Genomic DNA, 2,336 nt, shown 5'->3' with positions numbered 1-2,336 from the left:
TCTAACGCTCCAACTAAAAAGGTTCCGAACATCATCTTTGGATGTTCGGAACCTTTTTCAATTATTTCTGGCTAGTTATGTCCCAGCCTCTTTTCGGTTCGGGATTAAGGTGGCGCCAACTCTAACGGACATCTGTTCCGCTAAACGATGCTAAATCAACGTTTTCACGATCGTATCGGACATTGGTTCCGTTACTTTCACAAAGTCAGGTGATTTTGTCACCACTTTGGTTAAATAGCGGAACTGATGTCCATAAGAAATGAAAAAGGCTCACTTTATGAGCAAATAGCGGAACACATGTCCGATAAGAAAACAAGAACCCCTATCCACATGCAGATAGGGGTTTGGTTCTTATTAATTTGCTAAACTTTCTTGGCCGATAGCTTCAGCGATCGTTTCTAATGTACTAACATCTGTAATGTCAAAAGCGATAGGTTGTTTGCTTTTCACGATTAATAAACCAATTTGAACACCTGCAGAATTTTTGATAGGGAATTTCAAACGTCCATTGGATTCCCATTCTAGATGATCATCAAAGTCTGATGCAGCGACCAATTTGCTATGAGCATCCTCAAGTACATAAATGCCAGCCCAATCAATGTAAGGAACATGTTCTACTAGACTTTCTACTGTTTTTTCAAAGATTGATTGTAATCCTGCCTTCTTATACACATGAGCCATGATTTGTAACGATGCTACGTCGGTTGCGATAGACATGAAATCTCTCCTCTACTCCTTTTTACTGTTTCTATTTTAACAAAGATAACCCGAAAAAGTCGCTAGTAAGTTTAGGAAGTTTCGAAACGTACATGATATAATAAAGAACCAATGAAACGACACGGAGGAACGTCATGAAACAAAACAAAGCAAGACCCCAAGCTATAATAGAAAAAGGACAAAATTTCCCCCTTACGATAAAGCGACTTGGCATTAATGGAGAAGGTGTCGGTTATTTCAAACGAACTGTTGTCTTTGTTCCAGGTGCTCTGCCAGGAGAAGAAGTTGTCGCTGAAGTCACCAACGTCCACCCTAAATTTGCAGAAGCAAAAATAAAAAAGATTCGCAAAAAATCAACTGACCGCGTCGCCCCACCATGTCCCATCTATAAAGAATGTGGCGGCTGTCAACTACAGCATTTATCGTATGAAGCTCAGTTACGAGAAAAAAAAGATATTGTCCGTCAAGCCTTTGAACGTCATACAAAACTAAGTGGAGACAAGCTCCCATTACAGGACACAATTGGAATGGAAGACCCGTGGAACTATCGCAACAAAAGCCAACTCCAAGTAGGAAAACAAAAAGAGAAAGTACTTGCAGGCTTATATGGATTGAACTCTCACAATTTAATCGATATATCAGATTGTATGGTCCAGCATAAAGAAACAAATATAGTTACACAAACAGTCAAACGAATATTACAAGACTTAAACATTTCAATTTATAACGAGCGAAAGCGAAAAGGTGTCATCCGAACGATCGTGACTCGTGTTGGTTTCAATACCGGTGATGTCCAACTTGTCTTGATTACGTCACAAAAAGACATTCCAAAAAAAGAGTTACTATTAGAAGAAATAAAAAAACGACTTCCACAAGTCATTTCGATATTACAAAACATTAACGGAGAAAAAACATCACTTATATTCGGAAAAGAAACGGTCCATCTACATGGTGAAGAAGTGATTCAAGAAACGTTGGGAGACTTAAACTTTGAGTTATCTGCCCGAGCATTTTTTCAGTTGAATCCGATACAAACCGTGAAGTTATATGATGAAGTCAAAAATGCAGCCGAACTAACAGGAAAAGAAAAAGTGGTTGACGCATATTGTGGTGTTGGTTCAATTGGATTATGGCTAGCCAAGGATGCTGGTGAAATTAGAGGAATGGATGTTATAAAAGAATCCATTGATGATGCCAACAATAATGCCAAAAAACATGGTTATGACAATGCGACATATGTCGTCGGTAAAGCAGAAGAATGGTTACCGAAATGGGTGAAAGAAGGATGGAAACCAGATGTCATTGTTGTTGATCCACCGAGAACAGGCTGTGATGAGCAATTATTAAAAACAATTATAAAGGTGAAACCAAAACGATTTGTGTATGTATCCTGTAACCCATCCACATTGGCAAAAGACTGTGACAGGTTGATGAAAGCGGGATTTGAGATTAAATCATTGCAGCCGGTGGATATGTTTCCGCATACAAGTCACGTTGAGACAGTCGCGTTGATAGAGTTGAAATTGTGACCCACTAATTCTCTCTTCCGAAAAATAATAAACATTTCCGATTTTCGTTAAAAAGGAAGAGGGAAGTTTTCGTAAAAAATCAGGGCAATC

Annotated in this window: 2 protein-coding genes; one reads left to right on the top strand and one right to left on the bottom strand. The window is 38.7% G+C overall.

Features of this window, described 5'->3' with window-relative positions:
* Nucleotides 1-354: 354 nt before the first annotated feature.
* Nucleotides 355-717, bottom strand: a complete 363-nt coding sequence (locus T323_RS0115760) for a GAF domain-containing protein (protein WP_026674119.1) — start codon at nucleotides 715-717, stop codon at nucleotides 355-357.
* A gap of 134 nt (nucleotides 718-851) precedes the next feature.
* On the opposite strand from T323_RS0115760, the gene rlmD reads away from it, so the two are divergent.
* On the top strand, nucleotides 852-2,246 hold the full coding sequence (rlmD, locus tag T323_RS0115755) for a 23S rRNA (uracil(1939)-C(5))-methyltransferase RlmD (protein ID WP_026674118.1): 1,395 nt from the start codon (nucleotides 852-854) through the stop codon (nucleotides 2,244-2,246).
* Nucleotides 2,247-2,336 lie beyond the last annotated feature (90 nt).

It is taken from the genome of Alkalihalobacillus bogoriensis ATCC BAA-922 (assembly GCF_000621445.1).
Lineage (GTDB): Bacteria > Bacillota > Bacilli > Bacillales > Bacillaceae_F > Bacillus_AO > Bacillus_AO bogoriense.
This window is presented reverse-complemented; position numbering and strand designations above follow the sequence as displayed.